At 48.1% G+C, this 24,000-nt stretch carries 22 protein-coding genes; 11 read left to right on the plus strand and 11 right to left on the minus strand.

The features are described 5' to 3' along the window. Window positions 1-247: 247 nt before the first annotated feature. Both LIW51_RS37695 and LIW51_RS37700 read right to left on the minus strand, forming a co-directional pair. Entirely contained in the window at window positions 248-526 is a 279-nt protein-coding gene (locus LIW51_RS37695) for a HalOD1 output domain-containing protein (RefSeq protein WP_227380976.1), read from the minus strand. A gap of 120 nt (window positions 527-646) precedes the next feature. Then, entirely contained in the window at window positions 647-883 is a 237-nt protein-coding gene (locus tag LIW51_RS37700; protein ID WP_227380977.1) for an IclR family transcriptional regulator, read from the minus strand. Window positions 884-1,473: 590 nt separating this feature from the next. Here LIW51_RS37700 and LIW51_RS37705 point away from each other — a divergent pair. Then, window positions 1,474-2,835 carry a TIGR00341 family protein gene (locus LIW51_RS37705; protein WP_227380978.1) on the plus strand — a complete coding sequence of 454 codons (1,362 nt, stop codon included), beginning with the start codon at window positions 1,474-1,476 and terminating at the stop codon, window positions 2,833-2,835. A gap of 160 nt (window positions 2,836-2,995) precedes the next feature. Here the strand turns inward: LIW51_RS37705 and LIW51_RS37710 are convergent, their stop codons facing one another. From LIW51_RS37710 to LIW51_RS37725, 4 genes are all read right to left on the minus strand, one after another. After that, window positions 2,996-3,841: a mechanosensitive ion channel family protein gene (locus LIW51_RS37710; protein WP_227380979.1), complete on the minus strand. Its 846-nt coding sequence runs from the start codon at window positions 3,839-3,841 to the stop codon at window positions 2,996-2,998. Window positions 3,842-3,922: 81 nt separating this feature from the next. Further along, window positions 3,923-4,969, minus strand: a complete 1,047-nt coding sequence (locus LIW51_RS37715) for a YihY/virulence factor BrkB family protein (RefSeq protein ID WP_227380980.1) — start codon at window positions 4,967-4,969, stop codon at window positions 3,923-3,925. A gap of 55 nt (window positions 4,970-5,024) precedes the next feature. Next, entirely contained in the window at window positions 5,025-5,267 is a 243-nt protein-coding gene (locus LIW51_RS37720) for an amphi-Trp domain-containing protein (RefSeq protein ID WP_368411930.1), read from the minus strand. A gap of 852 nt (window positions 5,268-6,119) precedes the next feature. Next, window positions 6,120-6,557, minus strand: coding sequence for a DUF2391 family protein (locus LIW51_RS37725; protein WP_227380981.1), 438 nt, complete (start codon window positions 6,555-6,557; stop codon window positions 6,120-6,122). A gap of 488 nt (window positions 6,558-7,045) precedes the next feature. Here LIW51_RS37725 and LIW51_RS37730 point away from each other — a divergent pair, with 488 nt between their 5' ends. Both LIW51_RS37730 and LIW51_RS37735 read left to right on the plus strand, forming a co-directional pair. Then, a complete protein-coding gene (locus LIW51_RS37730) occupies window positions 7,046-8,044 on the plus strand; it encodes a mechanosensitive ion channel family protein (RefSeq protein WP_227380982.1) in 999 nt (332 codons plus the stop codon). Between the two features lie 594 nt (window positions 8,045-8,638). Continuing rightward, the gene (locus tag LIW51_RS37735; protein WP_227380983.1) at window positions 8,639-8,968 is read left to right on the plus strand and encodes a hypothetical protein; all 330 of its coding nucleotides are present in this window, start codon (window positions 8,639-8,641) and stop codon (window positions 8,966-8,968) included. A 97-nt stretch (window positions 8,969-9,065) separates the two neighbouring features. Here the strand turns inward: LIW51_RS37735 and LIW51_RS37740 are convergent, their stop codons facing one another. Next, the gene (locus tag LIW51_RS37740; RefSeq protein WP_227380984.1) at window positions 9,066-10,349 is read right to left on the minus strand and encodes a DUF7504 family protein; all 1,284 of its coding nucleotides are present in this window, start codon (window positions 10,347-10,349) and stop codon (window positions 9,066-9,068) included. A 293-nt stretch (window positions 10,350-10,642) separates the two neighbouring features. Between LIW51_RS37740 and LIW51_RS37745 the strand changes: the two genes are divergently transcribed. Next, a complete protein-coding gene (locus LIW51_RS37745; RefSeq protein ID WP_227380985.1) occupies window positions 10,643-10,966 on the plus strand; it encodes a DUF7344 domain-containing protein in 324 nt (107 codons plus the stop codon). Window positions 10,967-11,158: 192 nt separating this feature from the next. Here the strand turns inward: LIW51_RS37745 and LIW51_RS37750 are convergent, their stop codons facing one another. The 3 genes from LIW51_RS37750 to LIW51_RS37760 form a co-directional block, all read right to left on the minus strand. After that, on the minus strand, window positions 11,159-11,563 hold the full coding sequence (locus LIW51_RS37750) for a universal stress protein (RefSeq protein ID WP_227380986.1): 405 nt from the start codon (window positions 11,561-11,563) through the stop codon (window positions 11,159-11,161). 574 nt (window positions 11,564-12,137) lie between these two features. Beyond that, window positions 12,138-13,136 (minus strand): DUF7972 family membrane protein, encoded by a 999-nt coding sequence (locus LIW51_RS37755; protein WP_497007429.1) that lies wholly within the window; start codon window positions 13,134-13,136, stop codon window positions 12,138-12,140. A gap of 555 nt (window positions 13,137-13,691) precedes the next feature. After that, a complete protein-coding gene (locus LIW51_RS37760) occupies window positions 13,692-14,990 on the minus strand; it encodes a TIGR00341 family protein (protein ID WP_227380817.1) in 1,299 nt (432 codons plus the stop codon). A gap of 901 nt (window positions 14,991-15,891) precedes the next feature. On the opposite strand from LIW51_RS37760, the gene LIW51_RS37765 reads away from it, so the two are divergent. Together LIW51_RS37765 and LIW51_RS37770 are read left to right on the plus strand one after the other, a co-directional pair. Continuing rightward, entirely contained in the window at window positions 15,892-17,091 is a 1,200-nt protein-coding gene (locus LIW51_RS37765) for a cation:proton antiporter (protein WP_227380818.1), read from the plus strand. Window positions 17,092-17,306: 215 nt separating this feature from the next. Next, window positions 17,307-18,356 (plus strand): FAD-binding oxidoreductase, encoded by a 1,050-nt coding sequence (locus LIW51_RS37770; RefSeq protein ID WP_227380819.1) that lies wholly within the window; start codon window positions 17,307-17,309, stop codon window positions 18,354-18,356. Between the two features lie 388 nt (window positions 18,357-18,744). On the opposite strand, the gene LIW51_RS37775 is transcribed toward LIW51_RS37770, so the two are convergent. Next, window positions 18,745-19,317 carry a Gfo/Idh/MocA family protein gene (locus LIW51_RS37775; RefSeq protein ID WP_227380820.1) on the minus strand — a complete coding sequence of 191 codons (573 nt, stop codon included), beginning with the start codon at window positions 19,315-19,317 and terminating at the stop codon, window positions 18,745-18,747. Window positions 19,318-19,528: 211 nt separating this feature from the next. Between LIW51_RS37775 and LIW51_RS37780 the strand changes: the two genes are divergently transcribed. The 5 genes from LIW51_RS37780 to LIW51_RS37800 all read left to right on the plus strand — a co-directional run bounded on the left by LIW51_RS37780 (window position 19,529) and on the right by LIW51_RS37800 (window position 23,972). After that, window positions 19,529-21,670 (plus strand): cation:proton antiporter, encoded by a 2,142-nt coding sequence (locus tag LIW51_RS37780; RefSeq protein WP_227380821.1) that lies wholly within the window; start codon window positions 19,529-19,531, stop codon window positions 21,668-21,670. A 392-nt stretch (window positions 21,671-22,062) separates the two neighbouring features. Beyond that, on the plus strand, window positions 22,063-22,644 hold the full coding sequence (locus LIW51_RS37785) for a hypothetical protein (protein ID WP_227380822.1): 582 nt from the start codon (window positions 22,063-22,065) through the stop codon (window positions 22,642-22,644). After that, the gene (locus tag LIW51_RS37790) at window positions 22,641-22,991 is read left to right on the plus strand and encodes a hypothetical protein (protein WP_227380823.1); all 351 of its coding nucleotides are present in this window, start codon (window positions 22,641-22,643) and stop codon (window positions 22,989-22,991) included. The genes LIW51_RS37785 and LIW51_RS37790 overlap by 4 nt, the downstream gene beginning before the upstream one ends. Next, window positions 22,988-23,641 (plus strand): hypothetical protein, encoded by a 654-nt coding sequence (locus tag LIW51_RS37795; protein ID WP_227380824.1) that lies wholly within the window; start codon window positions 22,988-22,990, stop codon window positions 23,639-23,641. Before LIW51_RS37790 ends, LIW51_RS37795 begins: the two co-directional genes overlap by 4 nt. 91 nt (window positions 23,642-23,732) lie before the next feature. Next, window positions 23,733-23,972 carry a hypothetical protein gene (locus LIW51_RS37800; protein WP_227380825.1) on the plus strand — a complete coding sequence of 80 codons (240 nt, stop codon included), beginning with the start codon at window positions 23,733-23,735 and terminating at the stop codon, window positions 23,970-23,972. The last annotated feature ends 28 nt before the right edge of the window (window positions 23,973-24,000 follow it).

Genomic DNA, 24,000 nt, shown 5'->3' on the forward strand with positions numbered 1-24,000 from the left:
GAAAGATCTACTCCCACCGACTGTGAGTGTTGCACGGAATGAGCGGTGCGATAGACAACGGAGTATGGCAACTAGTTTCGAACCTTGTGGACCAAACTCCGACTGGTTTGCCCTCAACGACCAAGGGCAGATCACGCAAAGCTTCCCTTCTTATCGTTTCTTTATATTTCCTTCGACTTCGTGTATGTATCACACTGTACTCTCACATCCGATTCTGATCTCCGTCAATAGTATCACTTTCTCATTATTACTTATCCTCGCGGATACGGGCGCAAAGCCCCTCATTCATCCATATTTCGAGCATCATCCCTTTTATCTCGAGCTCGACGGAATTGATCATGGACGGGCGGTGAGCGAACAAGTCATTGAGGGCGTCGAGATCGACGTGGTCGTAGAATCGGAACTCTGGTGAGTTTAAGTCAATGCTGTCGCAGTCGGCCAGTGCTTCGAGGGCGATATCACATGCGTTTGTTGGGGTTCGCCCGGTCGGTGTCTCAGGCATAGCGTCCGGATTTGAATGTTCCATGCTTTTCTCCGGGGCCCCAACACTGGGTGGTACACCTCTGGGAAAATTAGTAAAAATGACGGCTAAAGTGAAGGTGATGTGTGATACCTCGCCTATCAGTGGAGGTCAAGACCAATCCCACTATTTAGTGAATTCGTCTAACTGATCGCCTGCATACCAGATCCGCCCTTCTGGATGATCGCGCTCAAGCCAGCCACTCTCTTCGAGTTGGCGGAGTACTTGCCGAATCGTACTGTTTGATGGCGGATTCTCTGGTAAGTGCAGGCGCTCTTTGAGATCGGGCAGGCGAAACTCTCCTTCCTCAGTCGCCAATTCAAGGGCTGCTAGGACGATTTTCGTCGACCGGTGTGTCGCCATTAGCAACATAAGGAAGGGCTGCAAAAATAAGTATACAGAGCCTATCTCCGTGTCACCATCCAAAATCACTCTCTAGTTGTTAATTGCCTGATTCGGTCAATGGCTGAATGGCGAAATTTAATGTAACGAGGTATGGTTGAGAACCTTATTAATGTAGGCTTCAGGCGATCTATCATCCGAATCAAGCAATATCTCATTTCATCTTAGTACTTCTATTTAGACCATAAGCGGAAGTGAAATCTGCCGGGTCGCTGCCCCCGAGGAAGCAGATTTCGTCCAGCCAAATCGCTCATCGCCTCGACATCCGGATTCATTCTTTCAGCGTCTGATTTAACGAAACAGAACACTAGCGATCGAGTAATTACAAGTTAGTATGATAATACCTTAGGCCCCATATTTTCATCGATAAGTATGATGAAATTTCTCGGTTTGTAAGGTCGCTGTGTGGGTACTCGCTCGCAACGAGACTGAAACTACGATTACGTGGCAATTCACGACTGACGATGTTCGAACGAAACTCCACCGACTCTATCCGGTTATAGGGAAGGACGACGAAACCTAGTCACTCGACGGTTGAGAGCGTACTAGATATGGAGATAGTCGAAAAGCATAGTTCTATACAGATACTGTCGAAAGCCCTTGGTGCACGAATGCGATTGATCCAACTAACGATCCCACAGGACAAACAGGATATCGTCTGCCGGATTCTTGAGCAGCGGGATCTCGATTTCACTCTCACTGCCGAGACGTCTGGCCGTGACTATGATGCTGTTGTCTCGATCCCCGTCGAAACAGACGAAGTAGAGGATCTGTTAGATGCCTTTCGTAGTGTCGGCATCGAACGTGATGGCTACGCACTCGTCACTGATGTCGAAGCGATTCTCTCCCAGAAACCTGAAACAGATGATGATGACGACACGCTAATCGATGTTAATCGTATATCACGGGATGAGCTCCGGGCACAGGCAGCAGAGATGGCTGCGTTCACGCCGAATTTCATGCTGTTCACGATCATCAGCACTGTCGTCGCCGCTGCTGGCTTACTGACTGACAGTGCTGCGGTCGTTGTGGGCAGTATGGTGATCGCCCCTTTACTCGGACCGACTGTCGGGGCAAGTGTCGGGAGTATCGTCAACGATGACGAGCTTTTCCGTGAGGGAGTGAAAGCCCAGTTTCTCGGCCTCGTCCTTGCTGTGACCAGTGCGACAGCGTTTGCAGTGATTGCAAAACTCACTCTATTTCCGAATATCGACATCCGAGCGCTCGGTGAAGTTGCTGCACGCGTCAACCCAGGTGCGCTTTCACTCGTTATTGCGCTTGGATCAGGAGCAGCCGGAGCGTTGTCACTCACTGCCGGCGCAAGTGCACCGTTGGTTGGAGTGATGATCGCAGCCGCCCTCATTCCACCTGCTGCTGCTGTCGGTCTGGGAATCGCCTATGGTGATTCCGTGCTTGTCGTCAGTGCCGGAATTCTCGTGTTGGTCAACATTCTCTCGATCAATTTCGCCAGTTTAGCTGTACTCTGGCTACGTGGGTATCGTCCTGATCACTGGTTTGAAGAAGATCTTGTCCGGCGCATCACACTCAAACGAATTGCCGTGCTTACTATGGGTATTCTCGTGCTTTCTTCCTTTCTGGTGGTCACGTCGGTCGATCTCCAGCGAAACGCCAAATTTGAATCAACGGTCAGCACAACCGCTGAAGAAAGCGGACTCACTGTTTTGTCGATGGATGTTGAGTATCAAACGAAGCTGTTCTCTCGCCATCCCGATCAGGTTGTGCTACGAGTGGCAACGAACAATGACCGGGCTGCAGATGCACTTCGTCGACGAATCAAGCAACGGACTAACATCGATACCTCTGTTGTCATTATCCGTGAAAACATTGAGACGTCCACAGAAGCTCGAGCACAACAGAGGGCCCTGTCACCTACCAGAGGGGTGTTGCAGTAGGTGCCTGTCCCTGTCTTGTTGTTGCCTCAACACTCGTAGAGAAGGAACGTTTGTGACGATTTCGCCACAGCTATGCATTTGACCACTATAAAAGGGGAACTCCGATTAGGAGAAGTTGCCAGCCGATTCAACTACCCAAAAACAACTTCCCCGTAGCCAGCTACTCCGTGATCTCAACCGCTCCTTCGAGCGTTCGGACTGGATAGGGCATGTCAATTGCCTCGGCATCAAGCCGCTCTTTGACCGCTTGTACTAACTCCGATCGAATCCGCGTGAAGTTGCCTCGGCCAGGTTCACCGATCCAGAACCGAGTTTGCAACCCAACATACGAATCAGCAAGCTCAGTCACCCGAATATCCGGCGCCGGATCGTCGAGGATTTCATCGTGCTGTCGAGCTTCGTCGAGAATCACGTCTTTTGCATGGTCGATATCGTCATCGTAGCCGATGCCAAAGACGAATTTCTGCCGCAGCTTATCATAGGCCACCGGATTCTTCACCGCCTCATTTGCTAAGTCACTATTCGGTACGGTAATTCGTTCATTATCGAACGTTCGAACTCGAGTGACACGGAGGTCGATATCTTCGACTCGCCCTTCCCCACCGCTCCACTCGATCCAATCACCAACCGTGAACGGGCGGTCTTTGAGAATAAAGATCCCAGCAACAAAGTTGCCAAGTAATTCTTGGGCGGCAAACCCGATGGCAAGTACGATAGCACCAGCAAACACACCGAACGCGGCAATAACACCACCAAAGCCGGCGACCGTGAACGCGAGCGCAATGGCAAGTACCCAGACGAGAACGCCAGCCACATTTTCGGCGAGACTACGAACAGCTGGGTCATGTCCCTGCTCCTTGAGGACACGGGTGAGCAGTGGGATGAGTACATTCTGTCCGATCAAGTACACGACGACGAGCGTTGCAAGGAACAGCGCGGCGGGAATGACATAATTACTGACAATAGACGAAGTTGAGAGTGTATTACTTGCCTGCAGCGGGATCATCAAACTCCGATCCAACACTAAATTCAATACCATAATTTGGATCGACAATCGAAGAGCCATTTTATAAATGTTTTGTCCACATTATTCTCCGTGTTCGTCAGTACTCTCAATCCACCGCACTCGAATTTCGTACTGGTTACCATCATCGGTTTGTGTCGTTTTCTCGATTAGCTCAATCGTGGCAGGCCGCTCTGTAATCGAGTTCAAGAACGATTCGTCGATTGGTATTTCTCTAGCTACCATTCGCTCATAGCGTCCGAACACTTGTTCTCGAAAGAGGCGAACATACCGAGCAGCTTCATCGTAGGTGAGTGATCGATACCATGTTTCTGTCTTTTTATCTGTTGTTTCAGTCCATTTTGCAAGAACCGCGTTCAGTACTGCCCCAATGAGCAATACTAATCCACTGAAATAGAGCCATGTGACTAAGAGAAGTACCGCGCCGAGGATACCCGAGGCACTCGACCCAACCACCTGCACATAGATTTGAAACAGGCCCTGAAGTGCTGTCCATCCTACTGCCGCAAATATCGTCCCAGGAAGTACCCCACGTGGTGTGGTTTCGACCCCAGGAAAGAGATAGTACATCGGAAAAAATGCAATGGTGAGTGCCATAATCAACACGATTGGATTGAGCAGTTCGATAAATGGAACTGCAGGAAAGAGAGCAAGGAGTGTACCTGCAATAATCGTTGCAACCACTGCAAATCCGATCGCGAACAGAACGATGAGCCCATCACGTACCTGGTCGAGAATGGATTCATCGATTTCGGCTGCATAGATTTCGGAGAAGGCAGTATCCAATCCACGGAAGAGCTTTAATGCGCCCCACATGAGCGTTAGAATTCCCACGATGGAAGCACTCGCTCGTCCCTGTTCACTTGCAAGTGTGGTTTTAGCAAGCTCACCAATTGCGGGAGAAAGAGAGCGTGCGAAGGTGATTACTTGGGTTTGCAAGTTATTGCTTCCAATCGCTGCAAACACCAGAAATGCAAGGAGCAGGAGAGGTAGAAGAGAGATAAAGGCATGGTATGCGATACTCCCTGCGAGGAACGTTACCTGCTTTTCCTGTATTTCGGTTCGAACCGACTGAGCGACTGTGATACCGTTCTGAACTGATGGAGACATAATCAATAAAGACGGTTTGATTTCAAGGTTCCACCGACAGTATATAAACTCTCTCCTACTCGGGTTTCCAGTCCAGTTTAATGGTCACTGATTCACGACTTCCGCGGAGTACCGATGACGATTCTCGAGTGCCGATCTCGTAGCCGACAGAGGCTGCTGGTGAGAGCGTCACTGTTTTATTGCCGACATCGATATTGGCGTCTCCACCTTCTCGAAGTTCGTGTGCAATTGCTTGCAATCGATCAGCGACTTCTTCTCGCGAAATCTTCTCTTCGTGGAGAATTTTCTCTGATATCAGGAGGAGTTATCTCAAACCAACAGTATAGGTGTTTTGGTTAAGATCTGGATCAATGATGAACCAGAGAAAATCTTTCTCTCATGAGCACTATCTAGTTTAACTTCTCTTCGACAGATGTTCGGTCGTTGCATGGTTGATATAGTCTCTGATGATCATGGTAATGTACAAATTAGTCAAGCCACCACTGGACGTTCCGACGACCACCCACGGCGTATAGAAGCGATTTGTAGGTTGAGCATGTAAAACTACTTTTCAACCTGTTCGATTTCGACTACTTAATTCCAGATGAACCCGTCACACTGTTTGATGATACGCACAGTCGAAACTCAGGCGAAGTTTCATCGAGGCGGACGGTCACTGGCGGATCTGGCTGATTACTGATGGCTGCGAGTAAGTTTTACTCGCTGCTTGACGCAGTCAACAGCGAGTCAATTGCCGAGTAATTCGGCATCGACACTACACGAAAAACACGGATTCCATAACCATCTTCGATTGGATAACTTCAAAAGAGTCAATTCATCGGATTCACTGGCTGAACTCTCCGAGAAACAGATAGCCACGTCCAGTCGGTTTCTATGGCTGGCTCAACCTTCTCCCCGACGCACGAACGACTTCGACTACTGCGCAGTCGTTTGACCACGTTTAAATTGCTCCACCGCAGTATCACCAGCTCGATGTTCAGCACAAGTGTCTGAAGTGGACCGATCGAACTATCGCCGTGATCGACGCAGTGCCTCTCATTCTCACCTGATTAATTCCCACCTTAAATTTATTAATTAATAATAGGATCATCTGTGAAATACAGCCAAGTGATCTTTTTATAAGATATCTAATCTGACTTGGACAGCGATATTAGAATACGGAGTCGGCTGTTGCAGCACCAACAACACTGAAAACCGCGCTGACACTTATTGCTTTGAATGTGACAGCTACATAGACCGATGTTGTTACGACTTCATTATGTCCGGGGATGAATGTCGCTGGTGAATTAAATGTGAACGCAAGTAGAAGAACCGATGAAAAGGCAATAATGATGAGTGAGATAAATCGGAGTGGAAGACCAATGATCGACGCCTCGTGATCTGGATCGCGGTCATCATCCGCTTCGTAGAGTGCTCCATACCCAATAGCAAAGACAATCCCAACGGCGACCAAAGCGTGGAGCCACGACATATTACTTGCTAACCACCATACTTCGTCGGTGACGACGAATGGTCCCGCAAACAGAAAGCCGCCGACGAATTGCTGAGCAACATCCGCAAATTGGAAACGGCGATTTTGCCGACTCATATACTACCTCATCCCACCGAACGGTACTAATATTTCTGGAGATGATTGATTCTTTGTGCTGTGATCGATAGCATTTCATGCTATCGACGGTCGTCTGGCTGGGTATCATCAGTATATCTCCGTGATGACTTACTCGGGGTTTATCACTGCAATCAAACAGCGCAGTAATGTAGGAAGGTCAATATGGGTTACTCCAACTGACGCCAAATGATTTCTATCATTGCCACTACTGAGCATTATTACAATAGAATCTAACAACTAGAAGATCATTCTTTTTAAGACATAAATATTGAAATGCCCTACGCTACCACAGTGGGTTAGGTATGAAACAACGACTAATCGAAATATCTGAACGGTCCTCTATACCATCTTCGCATAGCGCGTTCGATGTGGGCATTATATAATAGCAATGCGTTCGACGAATAAATGATAGTACGTACGGTAACCAGTTAAGAGTCTAATACTAATGAGCAAATCAAGAGGATAGTATGAGCCAAGGTTCCATGAATAGAATATACTTACAATTCCAGCAAGCAGAACCGAATAAGACAGCAAACAGTACTGAGACTGCAACCCAAGCAACTGAAGCAGTGCTAAATCCGCAACTTGGCCCAGTTGGGAAGGTATTACGTGATCTTGGTATCCCATTTCCCGAGGCGCTTGGGGCACTAATCACATTTGCTGGCACAGTAGTGGGCCTCTATATGATTGGACAGTTGATTGTTCTCCCATTTATTGATCGAGTACTTGATCGTCGTGGGCTTGATCAACACGCTCAACGACCCCTCAAACGCCTTTCAAAAGGGTTATTACTGTTGATTATTATCGCAATTGCATTTGGGTTCGCAGGGTATGGGAACCTTTTGACTTCCTTAGCAACGATTGGAGCTGCGGCAACGCTTGCAATCGGCTTTGCACTCCAAGAAACAATTAAGAATTTTGTTTCGGGGATTTTCATCTATACTGATCGGCCGTTTCGAATTGGAGAGTGGATTGAGTGGAGTAGCTATGCAGGTATTGTCGAGGATATCGGCCTTCGTGTAACCCGTGTTCGTACTTTTGATAATGAGTTACTTCCTGTACCGAATTCTGTTCTCACGAGTGATGTCATCAAAAATCCGATGGCAAAGGAGCAACTTCGAATTACCTTTGAATTCGGGATTGGCTATGAAGATGACATTCAACAAGCGACAGATATCCTTTACCAAGAAGCAAAAAACCACTCTGAAATTCTGGACTCACCCGAACCTACTATCCGAATGAGTGAGAATGCTCTTGCAGACTCGTATGTCGGTCTTGTTTCTCGAATCTGGATCAGTAATCCAAATCGGGCGAAATTTTTGCGTATTCGAAGCGAATACGTCTCTCGTGTCAAAGCTCGCTTTGACGAAAATGAGATTGATATCCCATATCCACAGCGAGAACTCTCTGGGGAATTTTCTATATTAGAAGATAGAGAAAAAATCGAACCAACTCAATCTGATTAACTGTTAATATGCTTCCGACATTTCGAACGATCCAACCTCGATCATTACTTGATAGAACCGTATGAGCCTAAGTGCAGTGTACACACTAGCAGCCTACCGATCTGCTTCTAGGTCGATTATACTGGTAGCAGCCACGAGGTCATCATGTTCGGATAGACGGTCGTACATCTCTTCTCGGTCGCAGCGCTTGAAGAAGTTAACGAGCGTCGGGTTGCTCAATGCCTTGTGGTCGAATCTCCGATAAAATTTCTTGGCGTATGGCTGCTATGAGCGATCGCACACGGATATTCACCCTCGATATAAGATAGTTAATAATTCGTCACCGACATTCATATTTCGGATCACCGTATTTCTTACTCTGAGAATTTTTGAAACCTAGAATAGTCGACAAAGTGTCTGCAGGGACGTTACGAGAGCGTTTCTAACGTTTCACAGACACTCTTTCGGAACCAGTCAGATCGTTGCTCCGTTTCTTCTGCTCCATGTTGATTCTATACGTACAGAGACTCGAAGTGATAGAACTAAATCAGTCTAAAATGATATGAAAGCGATAGATTTATAGATAGAAGATGTGATAAATAGTATTAGTAAACCATGCCAGACACCCTCATCACACGCATCCGGGATCTTCGTGAAGCACAGCCAACGCAATACGGCTTGCTCTCTGCTCATCATCAGGAGGCTCAGCAGGCACTCGAAGCATGCCAGCGCAACTATCCGTGTGTGAGCCAACTCTATGAGATACTCGACGAGCCAGCGCTCGATCGGCGTATGCTCGGGAATATCCTCTCACTGCTCGTCCAATTCGGCATTCTCGGTGTGTATAGCGAGCGAAATAACAGTAATCGGTATGATTTGACCCAATATGACCAAGCGGCAATGCAGGAACTAGCACACGTCCTCAAAACGGATATCGATCGCTAGCCGTGTTCTGCTGTCTCGATTCCGTTGGCAGTACTACTGATACCTGGATCTGTGGTCGAGTATTAAATCCTTAATATTGACTAGTGAAAATAGTATATTAGTCAAGTGAGAACCACCGCGTTGTATAGCCAGTCTGGCGAAGAGACCACCGTTGTTCAGGGCCAGACGTGCCAATGCGGAGTTCGATTACGGCATCAAAGTCTGCTTCAAGTTCCTGAATCCACGGCACATTTCGATCACCTGGGAGAAGATAATAGCCAACTGCACCCACAGCGCTCACAGCGTGCTGGAGTGGCTGTAAAAACGTGGCAACGTCAGTGTCAGCATCATCAATGATCGGGCGAAGCGAATCAATGTAGAGCCGGAGATCAGCCACAGCAGGATCAGCTATGTCATGCTCGTATTTTGCGAGTGACTGAATCAGTGTCGTGCGAAGGTCGGACAGTTCCCCTGTAACCTGAGTAATCTGGGTATTTTGGGTTTGGTGCTCTGATGGAAACTCACGTACTCCCGCCGATCTCACTGGTATTTGATAATCAAGAATCTCACCAGTACCTAGAGTGGGCTGTACTGGTGTTGCAGACTGTTGGAGAGCCGCTGGCGAACGGTCAAGTAGCGTATACAAATCATGTTGGGTTGGCTTAGGATCTCCAACAAGGAATGATCGTGCAGTGGCGAAGACGTCATCAGGGACATCTCCAACCACGAGGACGTTCCCACCCTCTTGTTTCAGCTGGGCTAGTTCGGACTGCATTGTGATCGTCCCATCGCTTGAAACTGTGACGAAATAACCCTGAAACGCGAACGAGACATAGCCACCAGGTCGCGATGTTCCATCGAGTTTCGGGCCAAACAAGTTAGTGAGCACGTCCGGATTGATGCGATCCGACAACCGTTCTCGTAACGCACGTGGTTCAACCCCGACTTCATCGGCAATCGCGAGGACAACTGCCGTCCCTACGTCCTCGGCTGGGGCATACTCATAAGCGACTCCATCTGTGTCAGACAGTGCTTCAGCAGAGAATACAGCAGATGAGGCGGCGTCTGTGCCGATCTCAGGAATGACGGGTTGGTTCGTGATACGAATCTCACCCGTTTGTCGCACGCGGACAGCATGGTCATACCATGAAAACACGATCTCAGTGAGCGAGTGGTGTGGCCGGTGAGTCTCCACTGAGAAAGAGTGAAAGACATTATTGAGTGCGTCTGGGTCGATGACATCGTAGAGAGGTGGAATTTCACGCAGATCGTTCTCAACAACAGTTGCCATCGCCTCACTTATCCGCATACTCAGCGTCTCATGGCCGTTTTCGTCGACAGAGACCTGATAGCAGTGGTCGGGGTGAAAGAGGTTTTGAGGCTGGTACTGCTCACTGGTCATTGGTGTACCCCTTTCGCCTTCGAGGCGTAAAAACTCCATTGGTACGTGTGTCCACATACGGCGTAGAGAGCAGAGAAATGATCGCAGTAGCTATTTTGACCAATTATTCCATATAAAACACTATAAGATCAGATAGATGTTAATTTGTAGCGTTTGAACATCTGGTTAGAGAGACTAAGACGATAGCACGACTGTGGATATCTACCGGTGTGGAGTTCAGCGGGACGATACTCGTGGATACCCATTGATGGTGTTCCAGCGAGATCCGCTACGCCACGCTGAAGGGAGAGAAAATGCCAGTCCACAAGCATACTACGCACGATATCCCGATCGACGCACTGTTGAAGGTACTCGCAGTTCCGTGTCGTCGCACAGTGCTCTCATATCTTCAAACGAAGGACACGGACAGTGCCACACTCGACGAGCTGGCTGACCACGTTCACAACAACGTGGAGTCGATCACATCACGCCACCAGGCACAGATTGTCCTGGTACATCAGCATCTCCCGGCTCTCGCTGATCACCGCCTCATCGAGTATGATACGCGGAGTCAGACAATTCGGTATCGAGGGAGCACGGCGAGTGAAGCCTTCCTCAAGGTGATTCAAGAGGAGTAAAGTACCTCGTATTGGTACACAAACATGAAATCCGGTTAAAGCACTCTTGAAGGTACCGTTGGCCTCTGTCGCCGTATGGTTCTATTTGTTTCTCGACAGAGGATACAACTGTTGCGCCGTTAGACGGGCTGGCCGATCACGTGCATTAAGTTATGGATGCGGTCATAACTCTCAATTTCACAAGGTTTAGATTCACACAGCAAGAACCGGTTGCTCAGCCGTCCGAAGCACTGTTTCAGTGATACTCCCATGTAAGAATCGATCTACACTTTTCCGACCATGTGTGGCCATGATAATCAGATCAATATCTTGGTCATTGGCATAACTTACAATTTCATCAGCAGGATTGCCATCACGTACCGCTGTTGTCGCAGCAATTCCCTGCGATGATGCCGCTGCCTCCGTCTCATCTAGGATCTGTTCACCGCTGAGTGTTTCTCGCTCAAACTCCTCCCCACTCGTACTGTAAAATCGAGTATCAATGACGTATAAGACGTAGAACGACGCATTGTAGACCTGGGCGTGTGAGATTGCATGCTCGAGTGCTTGTGTCGCTATCTCACTCCCATCAGTTGGAAAGAGCACTGCGTCGTACATGCTTCAGATATGAGCCCCAATCACCGTAAGCATGTTGTCCGCATCAATGAGTAGAGATGAGTATAATATCGCGAAGTCGGCCGCTACCTGTTCTACAGGCACAGCTAAAGAATCGTCCGTTCCAGTAGGTCGATTCAGAGCATACTCTTTTGGCAGTTCAAAGATGTCGGTGTTATCTCAGTTCACGTCCTTGTCCAAACGTGTAAAGACGACATGAGTAGCAGATTCTACCTCAGTTGACTAAATTATAGTTAATTTCCCTGGTTTTACTGTACGAATGTTGCGATCATAGTTTTCTATCTGAACTTTTCATTTAAACCGATTGTGATGTGCCGCTGGGCGGTAGCCACTATTTCGAGTTTCCTCTCTCAATTTTAATGTTATCGCCAGGTTTATCCTGGTTTGTTTGACCACAAACGGGTTCATACAGGTGTTTTCTCAGCATACTGATTCAGATATCCTCCTAATCTCTTTCATCGCTTCATCTTTATCACTGGTAATTTTCTTATCTTGAGGGAAAATATTATTTGAATCGTGTTTTTTGAGAGTTTCTCAGTTAAACCGTTGATCGAACTTAGAGGTTGTCCTCGTTCTCGTCCGGAATCCCTTGTTGAAGGATGAATGGGCCAAAATCACCTGCAGTGCGCCGTGCTACAGTGGCGATTCGCAGGACATAAACGAGAAGGACTACAAAGGGTACGAATAAGAGTGTGACCGTCGCACTGACGAGGAGTATGGGAACTGCTTGTCCAACTGTCGCGTTAAGAAGATTTTCGTAACCTAGTATCATAAAGCCGCTACCTAAGAGCGCAACAAAACCGGGATACAATAGTAACCTCGAAAGGTCGGCAAGTTCTTGCTGGACAAACACTGTTTTAAAGTATTGCCGTGCTATATGAAGATCCTCTAAAAGAGCTTCGATCTCATCAAATGTTTCACTTAGAGGATCCGAAAGAGCATCAGTGTATTCAGCCTGAATACGGCGAGCTGTGTATAGATGTCTTGAATCGTTGTAATCTAATATCACTGAAACTACTTCAAATGATCCAAACTGGGCATTTGCTAAGGTGGTCGCTGCTTTTTCAGCCTCGGCAGTAGTGTCATCAACGAAATTTCTTACTGCCTCCTGAAGTTGAGAATTATGCCTCTTATCACAGATTTCCTGCAGTGCAATTGCACGGTCGTGCGTCGCCAAAACAAGGGTACGTAGGAAATTCGTGGGATCAATCGGGCTGATAGTAAGGCCAGCATCGTTTTCGACGGTGCGGCGAAAGGATTCGGTTTCCTCTAGCCGATCGCGGAATGTACCGGTTGATCCAAATTCTTCTGAGAGGATAAGCTGGTTAATCGCGAGGACGACAGTGATAAATGGAAGCGTACCACCAACGAGTGCACTCAGGAGCGTTGTAACGGAACTAATATTTTGAACATTGATAATATTCACCTGTGCGGAAATAGCGCATAAAAAGAAGATGATCCCGGACATGGCCCCTGCTATCCGTAGTCGATCGCCATCAAGAACTAGCCATCGGATTAGTCGTGATCCGTTTTTGGGTTCGTCTATTCGGTTCACACGCTTTTTTTGAGTCTACCCGACAAAATAATTGGCGTATGGGCACTAGAGGTCGATGATTCTCACGTCTATGTTCATAGTGAGGGTGGTTATTACCCTTATGCGAAGGATTTTTTCGATTCGTATATAACCCCAATTCCCTGATTATAACAAGTAGTAAATCGATTCTACCACCGTATCTGATGTTGGTGGATAGTTGTCAATCCGAGTCGGCCCCCCCAGAAGAGATCACTCGTCACTGAGAGTGAAATGTGGCTTCACGTGCGATCTCGACGTGAATGCCGCTTACAGCATTCTTTCTCTTGGACTCACCGATATAGGGTGGTTCTTCCTGAACAACCACCTACGGTGACTGCGCTCTATATGGTCACCATTGTATCTGCACTGCGTGTCGTCGAACCAGGAAATCCCGTCTTCAGCAAGACTGCAAGACCGAGCAAGGTAGAGTAGTTTACTAAATAATTTTCTGCAAACAGAGCAAGACTAGCGAGACGAGAAACTTGCTACAGCACCGATCAATATAGTCGATAAACTCAATTTGGGCACAGAAAAAGATCAGCTAGAGGGGTTTGATCGCTGGTAGTCGATAAACCGCACTTGGACAGTAACCTGGTGATCAGTATTCCGTTCAATTTGTTGTTGAAGCCGTTCGGCGAGTTGGGGATACTGCTGACCAGCAGGCCGAGCGATGACAACTGTAACAGATTCTTTCTGCCCAAATGGTGGAGGGTCGCTATATGTCCGAGTAATCTCAATGAGCTCAAGTTGTTGGTATTCAGATTGGGTGAGTACGTCATTAACTTGCGAGTTAGTGGTTTGAACAAACAGGAAATACTGAGCTGCAACAAAAATTGTTATGACAATAACTACGATGCTCACACCAAGAAAGAGCGTATATCCAGACGTCCGAAGTGGCTGAGAAAGATTTGGTCGGAGACTTGCAATACCTGAAGGTCGATAGCCGAGAATCAAGAAGGTCACGTAAGCAGACAGGTTTATGAAGAGAATGTTTACGAATAATACGAATAAGGCGCTTAGAGCAAGGCCTGGCTGAACCCAGACAATTGTCACACCAACAGTTGCAGCTGCTGGCACAAGTGCTGCAGCGACGGCCACGCCAGCGAGTGCTGTTGAAATATCTGTAGTAAGGGCAAGTGCTCCAGCCGCCCCAGCACCGATCGCAATCAGCAACACAAGTAGATTTGGTGTGCTAAAGCTGTTGATCTGCGTATTATATATGACTGCAAGAGAGGTTGGGACAGTAGATGTTACTTTTAGCAGATAACTCGTAATACTAGCACTCACAATCGCCGCTGTTAAACCTAAAATCTGATATTTTATGCTATTAGCCAAAACTGTTCGATCACTAATAACAGCACCAATACTTGCAGAGAGTGCTGCTCCGACGAAGGGCGCAATGACCATTGCTCCAGTGATTACAATAGCCGATTCAAGAAGGAGACCGGTCGTTGCTACAATTGCGCTTAAGATAGCTAACGAAACGAAGGTTAGCGTATCTGGTTTCAAATCGTGCGCTGATGATCGAAGTTCCGCGTGAGAGATCCGTGAAACATCCTCGGATTCTTCCACATAGTCTTTTTCAAGTTCACCAATATTTGGCGTCGTTGCAGTTTCGATGTCCGTGATGACTGTATACTCACTTTCATCAAGTCCTATATCGCGAAGTTGTGCGAGAATATCTTCAACGGCCTCTGTTGGCAATGGGAAATACAAAACCAGATAACCATCTCGTCGCGCCTCTTCAGTAGTCACATATGTGAAATTTTGTTCATCTAAAACTTCGAACACCTGATTCTGATGTTCGTCCGGCACAAGTACTTGAATAAGCCGCATCGCTATACCATTGAACGCGGAAAGCAAATGGGTATTTCGATGCTAGGCGAAATTTTGCTACAAAGGAAAGCGGATAGGTGCTAACACCATCTCAATAAATAATTGGTTGGGGAATGAGCTCATGTTAATTATGCTCTTTATGCTTCGCACAAATCTTGTTGTTTACTCCATGATTTTCGTTCTACTCTTTCGAATTTCACCTCAAGAGGCGGTGATTAAATTGGAATTCTGTATTAACCTTGCATGTGTTGTAAAAATACAAATATTAAATACTATATATTCTTTTAAAAGTTAATAATGAAAATGCTACAAATAATAGTGTAGTAAATCGTATTAAGCTGTTTCTGTTACGTGATTCCACAGTAAGTGACTAATAAGCATAACGAACAGAAAAGAAACAAACATCGTACCCCACGCTACTCCAGAATTCATCGTCCGAATTTTCCATCCAGCATAAAAAGCAACCATTCCACCGCCTAATAACACACCTAGAGGAATGACGATAGTCCATTTCTTTCGGTTATTTTCATTCATAATTGTACCTATTCGATGTCCATAAGCTTCCGACGCTTGTTATCACAAGTCATTGTTCGTTGCTGTATATAACTGAGACAAAAACCGATGCTTCCTCATCCTGATGGACCATCGGTCATCAACGTAGTTAACGCCTTTCTCAGACGTATTAGATAACAACTTCATCAAAATATTTTTATCAGTTCCTAATTTATCGATGGTTTGTAGACGAGGTAGTACAGTAAGCAAGGTTTATGGTGATAATAATTTAGTTATTCAACTCATACAGGCAGTATTACCTGAAGTGTCTTAAAGGAAGTAAGACGCAAATAGTGGCTATGCAATAATATCCCTGCGTTTTTTACTGGTGTGACCGTATCTACCTACGATGGCCTTCAATTTTCACTTCGTCCTCGTTCTTGTCATCGTCTATGGGACGAATTATAGCCTACGTTTCCTCGAGGACTATGGCATCCCGATCGTCGCTACTGAGATTCTCGCAGGCATTATCTTCGGATCACTGCTTGGTATTATCAGTCCGGGGTTACCTGGATACGATTTCCTTGTCACACTTGCAGCGTTCGGCCTCCTCCTGATTATGTTTCAGGCAGGAATTGAACTCGATCTAGGTCTGATCCGACGCCAACCGAAACGAATCGGTATTCTCGGTGGGCTTACGTTCATGATACCTTTCCTTGCTGGGGCAGGCCTTGCAGTTTATCTCGGCTTCAATCTCTTTGCTGCGTATCTCGTTGGGATCGTTATCTCGACTACCTCGCTTGGGCTTGTTCATCCACTACTCGTTGATTTCCATCTGCTGGAGTATGAGGGTGGTCAACTTATCCTCTCAGTTACGGGCCTAAACGATGTTCTCTCGATTATCGCGCTTGCGTACGGTATTGCGCTGACCAGCCCGAACCCATTAATTGGCGCAGTCGCCGTGACGGCGGCACTTGTGCTCTTCTTTGTAGTCATCCCTCTTTTCTTCCTTGACAAGCTTTCTCGAATTGCTCCACCACGGTTAGCCGAGGATCCAGTAAAAACGAGCATTCTTCTCACGCTAACACTCGCATTACTTACTGAGTGGCTCGGTATCCATGCGATTCTCGGCGGATTTTTCGCCGGTTTACTGCTTGATGAGATCACTCACGATAATGGTCCAGACGTAGAGACAGCGACTCGTCCGATCATCACATTGGCTGCGTCGGCGTTTTTCTTTTATGTCGGGATGAATTTCAGCATCTCCAGTCTTTATTCGGCGGGGCTGGGGCTAATTGCACTGGTTATCATTGTTGGCATCGGCTCGAAGTTTGTCAGCGCGCTAATCGGCGGATTTACAATGGATATCGGTCGAAAGACCACGTTGTTACTTGCCGCAACAATGCCAGGACGGCTTTCGCTCAGCGTTGCGGCAGCCGAGATCGGCCGCTCGCGTGGCCTTATTTCTTCGACACTTTATGATGCGTTTATCATTCTTTCAACTATTTCAGTATTCATTACTGTAGCCACTTTCCAATATTTCATGCGGTTTTCCAAGTCGGAAGCTGGCGAAGAAATACCGACTAGAGAAACCACGCAAACGGAGTAATCCGTTAATTTTCTTGAGTTATAAGTTCTGGTTTGTGGCATGATTCTACAAACTGAGTGGAAAAACTCTATAAATGTTCATTATATTTAGCTACCTTATAATTAAGCGAGTGGCTTAAGGGTTATTTAGACATAACGATGGAAGGTAATTAGAGCGTTAATACCATTACAAGGCCGAAGAACATAACCCAGATTCGGCGGAATAATACGAATAACATGACCCCCGACCGTTCACTCGCGGAGGAGGCCGAGGTTATGGAGATTATTGATCAGCACGCCTCCATCGTTGAGACGACGGCGATGGATCATAACCGAGAAGATGAGATTAGAAAGGCATTAGATGCAGACCGTGACTGGCTTGTGGATTACGTCGACATCAATGAACTTGGCTCCGTGACTGATAACGATGAGGCATGGGACGAGATCGTCGCAGAACTCTCACAGCAAGGTGAAGAACACCTAAGCGGCCGACTCAGTTCGCTGAAAGAACGAGCCGAACGCCCATTTCCGTCGCTACTCAAATTGGAGTTCGACCCAGAGGAGAGACTTGAGTTCGTCCCAGGCCAGTACGTCCGCATCAGCTATGAGGATGAGGAGCCTCGAGTGTATTCTATCGCTAGTTCACCAAACAGTGAGAATATTGAATTATGTATCCGACGGGTTCCTGGTGGCCACTTAACGCCGACGCTGTGTGACGAGACGGTCGTCGGTGACGACCTCTTCGTCCGCGGCCCGTTCGGCGATGAATTCACGCTCACGCCGCCTTCGGATCGCGACGTAATCTTCATCGCCACGGGAACCGGCGTCGCGCCATTTAAGAGTATGATCGACTATACATTCGAAGAAAATATCGACGAATTCAATGGAGCAAAGCGGGATGTCTGGCTCTTTCTGGGCTCTTCTTGGGAGGATCACCTCCCCTATCGGGAAGAATTTGCCGCATATACCGAGAAGAAGGAGAACTTCCACTACGTGCCAACATGCTCACGTGAAGAGTATCTCTCTGACTGGGATGGCGAGACGGCGTACGTCCAGCAGTCGTTCCTTAAGTATCTCGATGAGCAGGAAACAGCGACAGATGAACTGTCTGCGGAGATAGCTGAGTGGATAAGTGAAACGCCCGTTTACGACATCAATGCACGTATCGACCCCTCATCGATGGAAGTGTACGTCTGCGGCATCGGTGCGATGGCCGACAGCGTCTCCGACGTCGTCGAACAGTTCAACCTGCCCGACAACCACTACAAAAAGGAGAGTTATGGATAGTTTTGGTATGCATTATCACTGCTAGGTCGATTAACCGAATAGGGAATGTATCCATCATTGTCGATGTTCCGGAGGTATTGTTAATCACTTGGCTAGCTTTCACACTTGTTGTGGGAAGTATCGGAGGGGATTTTTTCTTCCATAGAGACTCGATCCGATCGGTGTCGTTCACAAGTGGAGACTAGCATCGCCAAGAAATAGTCACCTCAATAAGCTCAGAATTGTCTAAATACAGCCACATTCGATGTGAGTGAGTAGCGTCCAATTCATTTATCACTAAATTAAGTAAAATTTCGGAGCATTATTGTGTTTATACTCAATAGCAGCTTACTATACCAGGGTATGATTCACCCACGATCGGGACAAGCACGTACAATAGTTCTTGAGATCAAAGTGGCTCCCAACACTTCGATTCAGTGGATTCATAGATTTTCTCGATGATTTCAACGTCTTTCAGTCCATCGGCTCCATCTGGTTCGGGTTTTCGATCAGTTAGAATATGGTTCGCAAAGTAGTCAAATTCTTCAAGGACTTCATCGACTGCAGGACCAGTATGCTCTGTTTGTAACTCTCCCCGTTCAATAACGATATGTTGCGGAACTTCACCACCAAATGGAGCAGTAATTGCAAGTTGGCCTTCAGTACCAAGCACATAGAGGCGGCTATTCGGCTGCACACTAAAACTCGCAGTGTACGTAGCAAGAACATCATCGGGGAAAAATAGTTGGAATATTATATGTTCGTCAACCTCAGAAAACGGCTCATGCGTCGAAATCGCCGATCCAAGTACTCGGACAGGATCACTCCCCAGCAGAAACCGACTCGTATTCAAGGGATAGACACCGAGGTCAGGAAGTGCGCCACCGCCAGATATCGCTTGATTGAGTCGCCATTGGTCTGGATCAGAATTCCACTTATTATAATGGGTGGCGGTATGACTATCTTTTATATAGGATGGCAAATTCGAGACACTTCTCCTATAATTGCATGGATGATAATGTTTGCATCTTCCCTTTTTATCTCTAGTATCTGCCTAGTACTCTGGGAGAAAATATCTGATATGATCTCTCTTAGTATTTACGCAAACAATGACCAGGAGACATAGCTATACGACTGCTGTACCGGAAAACGAATGAATTAAGCGACTCGCAAGGAATTTCCCTCCAGTGGTTATGCCCGGGCTCCCTACAATCAGTTTGCCGTTTAATGATCCAGTTCTTATTTTTGCTATCGCAATGGTTGTTTTTCTAATTGCTCCCCTCTTGCTCGAACAATTTGAACTACCAGGGATCATTGCTGTATTACTGGTTGGAGTGCTTATTGGTCCTCATACTCTTGGTCTTCTCAACCGGAGCAACACGATTGTTTTGCTCGGGACAGTTGGACTCCTCTATCTGATGTTCGTCTCTGGGCTCGAAATCGATATCAATGATTTCTTAGAGAATCCAAGCCGAAGTGCGATATTTGCGTTGATAACATTTTCATTACCGATGATTCTGGGAACAATTAGCGGCGTCGTGATCCTTCAGTTCTCAGTCATTGCGGCCATCCTGTTTGCCTCTATTTTCTCCTCGCATACGCTTCTTGGATACCCCATTGTAGAGCAATTGGATATCGTGAAAAATAACGCAGTAACGACGACGATCAGCGCCACGATTTTGACTGATACGGTCGCACTGCTCATCCTCACAGTAATTGAAAACTTACATTCACAGAGCCACGTTGAGATTCTCTTTTGGGTTGAATTTACCCTTAAACTCGCGATCTTTTTCGTTGGAGTCTGGATCGCAGTCCCACGAGTTGGACGGTGGTTTTTCCGCAATGTTAACGAGGAGAGTTACTTCGAATTCCTCTTTGTAATGGCAGTTCTCTTCGTCACGGCATATCTTGCAAGCCTTGCTGGAGCTGAGCCGATCATCGGTGCGTTTCTCGCTGGTCTCACATTAAACCGGCTTATTCCATCAACAAGTACGTTACAAAATAGAATCGACTTCGTCGGCAATGCCCTCTTCATCCCATTTTTCTTACTTTCAACGGGAATGATCGTCCAGCCAGATCTGTTCTTGAAAGGGATTCAGCCATGGGTAATTGCTGGGACAATTCTCGCCATTATGCTTGGAACGAAATTGGTCGCAGCGTGGGTGACAGGCCGTATGTATGGATTCGAACGTCCAGAATGGCTGATGATGTTCGGTCTTTCCACTGGCCAAGCATCTGCTGCTCTTGCAATCGCATTTATTGGCGCCGATCTCGGCTTATTCACTACTTCAGCAGTGAATGGGATTGTGCTGATGATTCTTATTGCAGGGATAATCAGCCCATATCTCTCGGAGCGATACGGCCGCGAAGTTGTCGCGGCTGAAGAAACGAAGGAGTATAAGCCGAGCGAGGCGCCAGAACGACTCTTGATCCCCCTCACCAAATATACAGATAATACCGACACGCTGTTGGATCTCTCGATACTACTCCATGCATCCGAATCAGAAGAACCAATTCACGCACTCACTGTCGTAGAAGAGAAAGGACAGAACCTCGATATTGGGGATCGCTATACCGCCACCAATCGATCAGAAACCGATGAAGCGGACACGCACGATCAGCAAGCAGGGGGAGACCAACAGACAGAAGGTGAAGTCGCTGACGCAGAGCAAACACTTGAAGCAGCAGAAGAACACGCCGTCGGTGCTGAAGTTCCAATTGACACACAGACACGGGTCGCGGAAAACGTGGTAACAGGGATTGTTCGTGCAATCAAGGATAACCGGATTACGACCATCATTATGGGATGGAACAATCAGCACCGATTTGGGTATCGACTGTTTGGGGATGCTATCAAGCAGCTTCTCGGTCGAACGAACGAGTTTGTACTGGTGGCAAATCTTACGCAACCGATAAACACGACAGAACGGCTTGTAATCGTGCTCCCCCACCGTGTTGCAACTCATCCTGGCCTGTCTCAAGGATTATTTATGGTAAAACTCGTGGCTGAGCAATTAGGCCTCCCCAGTCAATATTTTGTCATCAATGGCGATACAGAACAGTATGAACACTTGATTACATCAATTGAACCAGAAGTCCCATTTGAACTCGAAGCAGTGAGCAGTTGGCAAGCACTCCGTTCAGAAACAAACGATCAATTCGAGGCAGGCGATCTTGTTGTCGCCCTCCTCCCACGTGAAGGAGCCCGGGGATGGGAATCATACCTCAAGCGGCTTCCTCAGGTTCTTGCTAGTCATGGGCCCGACAATGTCGTGATTGCATATCTTCCAGAAGAAGGAAAAGCCCGCCAGAGACAGTTCCTTCAAATTGATTAGTCTTCTCAACCTCGTATGTTTATAAAGGGATGATCGATCTGCTCCCTGAGGTCATCCCTGTTATAGCGCGTTACCGTGGGAGTTTCCCATCAAAGAGAGATGTAAAGTCGGCAATGATCGCTTCCTGGTTGAAGAACGAACTACTGGAATCACTCTACGCTATTCGAGTAGCGGGAGATTTGACTCCAACGTCCCGTTTCGAGCTCGTATTCTGCTAGTTAAGCTTGCATAGATAACCAGAATGATTTAGTGACGACCCTTCCCATTCAAACCCAGTCGGTCACTATGTCAGAATCTGCCAAACGTAGCGACGCACCCCATAACGAAGAGAACAGCACCGCTCCGGACAGCGACAGTGGTCTTGCCACCAACTCTCCGAGAAAAAGCAGTTGTTGCCCGACGGTGGTGAAGAGGAGGGAACGGACGAGACGAACGAAACGGAGGAGACCAGCGAGGAGGAAACTGAAGAATCCGAGGACGAGACGGATGAATCGCAAGAGACGACAGAGGAGGGCGACGAAGAATCAGACGAGTACGGCTACCGTGAGGAAGGAGAGACGACGGTGTTATACCTTGACCTTGAAGGATTATTCCTTGACTTGCTCGGCCTCGAAGTCGATCTCGATGAGGTCGAACTGGATGTGACAGCGGTGAGCGGCCCCGGTCGATTGCTCGGGAATCTGCTCTCCGGGGTCGGAAACCTGCTCGGCAGCGGCTCGGGAGGACTGCTAGGGAACCTGTTCTCCGGGAGTCTCTTCGAGGGTCTCTTCGGCGATTCCGACGAAGAGTTCGAGGGTTCTGGCCCGCTCTCGTCGGCGGTCGACTCCACCCGCGATTCGGTACGCGATGCACTGGCAGACGTACCACTCGACGAACTGCTAACGACGCTCCTCAAAGAGTTCGTCGACCAAATGTTCGGCTCCGAATCGGCGGACAAGTCCAGCAGGGAGTCCGAAGCGGAATCTGAAGCATGAGCGACGATACTCCGCCGCTCGACCTCGGCGCAGCGATTCGGAACATCGATCTCGACGAAGTGTTTGCGGACACGCCGCTCGAGGGAGAGTTCGACGACGAGACGTCGACGGAGTCACTCGGTGCGACGGTCGGGGAGTTCGTCGGTCGCCACTTCGGCGGGTGGCTCGGCGGTCTCCTTGGTGGCGTGTTGTTGGATTCCCTCCTCGATTCCGTGTCCGATACCGCATCGGACGAGAACGGTGATGAGGAAACCGACGATGAGGGAGACGATGGTGCTGAGAGCGAGGCAAGTGAAGAAAATACGAGCATTGACGCCGAAAGCGATGGGGGAGGCAAGAACGAATGACCGACGATCCCAACCCGAAGGAGGCGATCGTGGACGAGGTAACCGAGCAGGTCGACGTCGGTTCGCTGGTGGCTGGCGACAGCGTGTCCGAGCAAGTGGATGGGGCGTCGCTCGGACGGGCGGTCGGTGAAGCGGTCGGCGCACTCGCTGGACGCTACCTCGGCCGCGCTGCGTTTGACTGGCTCGTCTCGAAGCTACCGTTTCAGCACGACGACGACGGTGAGCGCTCGCTGCTTCGCCGCCTCATAAGTGCGTTCATCGTGGCACTCAGGCGGACGCTGAGCCGACCGGAGTTCCGCAATCCCATCGAAAACACGCTCCGTGAGTACATCAAACGGCGAGAGAAGTCGCTTGATGAGGTGAAAGAGACCGCCGAAGAGGCGGCGACGGACGCGAAAGAAGCCGTGGAGGACATGAGCGACGAAAACTCTAGCATCGATCCCAGTGATCTCGACGCCAACGAGATACAAGCCATCCGGGAGGAGACGTACCGTGACCTCCTCGAGAAGATGGAGTACTCGGAGCTTCAGTCCATCGCAAAGGAGGTCGGCGTGAAGGCAAATCTGGAGCGTGAGGAGTTAGTCGATGCCATCGCCGAGGAGTTCAACGATGGTTCCGAGGCAGACGAGGAACGATCCAATACAGAATAGAGCACAGCGACCGTCAACGATCGACACACGACCACTCCACACAGACCATGGGTAAGGCGAAGCAGACCTCGAACGGCCTCTTGACGACGGGATGGAGCGAATTTGGACGACACTTGACGCCGTCGAGGACGACGAACTACCGGACGAAACGGCCGAATCAATGTACGAAACCGTCGACGCCATCAACGAGGAGGTGACAAACGCGTCACTCGACGAACTACTCACGGCCACCGGGTTCGCGAACGAGTCGGACGATGTCGCTCCGGCCGACCTGCCGATGATGATGGAGGATGCCGACTCCGATGCGGTGCTCAGCCTGCGACGACAATAACTCATGTGCCCTCCTCGGAGGATTTTTC

The sequence above is a fragment of the Haladaptatus halobius genome (genome assembly GCF_020618475.1).
Taxonomy (GTDB): Archaea; Halobacteriota; Halobacteria; order Halobacteriales; family Haladaptataceae; genus Haladaptatus; species Haladaptatus halobius.

Bases quoted from the DNA above. Each gene is read 5' to 3' on its own strand.
- LIW51_RS37695 (WP_227380976.1), bottom strand. From the start codon at position 526: ATGGAACATTCAAATCCGGACGCTATGCCTGAGACACCGACCGGGCGA.
- LIW51_RS37700 (WP_227380977.1), bottom strand. From the start codon at position 883: ATGGCGACACACCGGTCGACGAAAATCGTCCTAGCAGCCCTTGAATTG.
- LIW51_RS37705 (WP_227380978.1), top strand. From the start codon at position 1,474: ATGGAGATAGTCGAAAAGCATAGTTCTATACAGATACTGTCGAAAGCC.
- LIW51_RS37710 (WP_227380979.1), bottom strand. From the start codon at position 3,841: ATGATCCCGCTGCAGGCAAGTAATACACTCTCAACTTCGTCTATTGTC.
- LIW51_RS37715 (WP_227380980.1), bottom strand. From the start codon at position 4,969: ATGTCTCCATCAGTTCAGAACGGTATCACAGTCGCTCAGTCGGTTCGA.
- LIW51_RS37725 (WP_227380981.1), bottom strand. From the start codon at position 6,557: ATGAGTCGGCAAAATCGCCGTTTCCAATTTGCGGATGTTGCTCAGCAA.
- LIW51_RS37730 (WP_227380982.1), top strand. From the start codon at position 7,046: ATGAGCCAAGGTTCCATGAATAGAATATACTTACAATTCCAGCAAGCA.
- LIW51_RS37735 (WP_227380983.1), top strand. From the start codon at position 8,639: ATGCCAGACACCCTCATCACACGCATCCGGGATCTTCGTGAAGCACAG.
- LIW51_RS37740 (WP_227380984.1), bottom strand. From the start codon at position 10,349: ATGACCAGTGAGCAGTACCAGCCTCAAAACCTCTTTCACCCCGACCAC.
- LIW51_RS37745 (WP_227380985.1), top strand. From the start codon at position 10,643: ATGCCAGTCCACAAGCATACTACGCACGATATCCCGATCGACGCACTG.
- LIW51_RS37750 (WP_227380986.1), bottom strand. From the start codon at position 11,563: ATGTACGACGCAGTGCTCTTTCCAACTGATGGGAGTGAGATAGCGACA.
- LIW51_RS37760 (WP_227380817.1), bottom strand. From the start codon at position 14,990: ATGCGGCTTATTCAAGTACTTGTGCCGGACGAACATCAGAATCAGGTG.
- LIW51_RS37765 (WP_227380818.1), top strand. From the start codon at position 15,892: ATGGCCTTCAATTTTCACTTCGTCCTCGTTCTTGTCATCGTCTATGGG.
- LIW51_RS37770 (WP_227380819.1), top strand. From the start codon at position 17,307: ATGACCCCCGACCGTTCACTCGCGGAGGAGGCCGAGGTTATGGAGATT.
- LIW51_RS37780 (WP_227380821.1), top strand. From the start codon at position 19,529: ATGCCCGGGCTCCCTACAATCAGTTTGCCGTTTAATGATCCAGTTCTT.
- LIW51_RS37790 (WP_227380823.1), top strand. From the start codon at position 22,641: ATGAGCGACGATACTCCGCCGCTCGACCTCGGCGCAGCGATTCGGAAC.
- LIW51_RS37795 (WP_227380824.1), top strand. From the start codon at position 22,988: ATGACCGACGATCCCAACCCGAAGGAGGCGATCGTGGACGAGGTAACC.
- LIW51_RS37800 (WP_227380825.1), top strand. From the start codon at position 23,733: ATGGAGCGAATTTGGACGACACTTGACGCCGTCGAGGACGACGAACTA.